Raw genomic sequence first — 255 nt, 5'->3', positions numbered from 1 at the left:
GGACCAAGCCGGACAAGCCCAACTGGGGCGCACCGAAGATCAGGGAGCGGCTGGCGCGGCTGTATCCGGATGTTCACACGCCGGCGATCTCAACCGTGCATGCCGTCCTCGACCGCAACGGCCTGGTCAAGCACGGTAGGCGGCGGCGCAACCGGGCTGAAGGAACAGCACTCTCCAATCCTGGGCTGCCCAACGACCTGTGGTGCGCCGATTACAAAGGCGAGTTCATGCTTGCCGATAAGCGCTATTGCTACC

General features: G+C 63.5%; 1 pseudogene. It reads left to right on the top strand.

The features are described 5' to 3' along the window. Positions 1-255 (top strand): annotated as a pseudogene (locus IB248_RS31295) (integrase); the annotation flags it as partial.

The organism is Rhizobium sp. RHZ01, from assembly GCF_014851595.1.
Taxonomy (GTDB): domain Bacteria; phylum Pseudomonadota; class Alphaproteobacteria; order Rhizobiales; family Rhizobiaceae; genus Rhizobium; species Rhizobium altiplani.
Note: the sequence above shows the minus strand (reverse complement) of the source record. Positions and strands in the feature narration are given on the sequence as shown.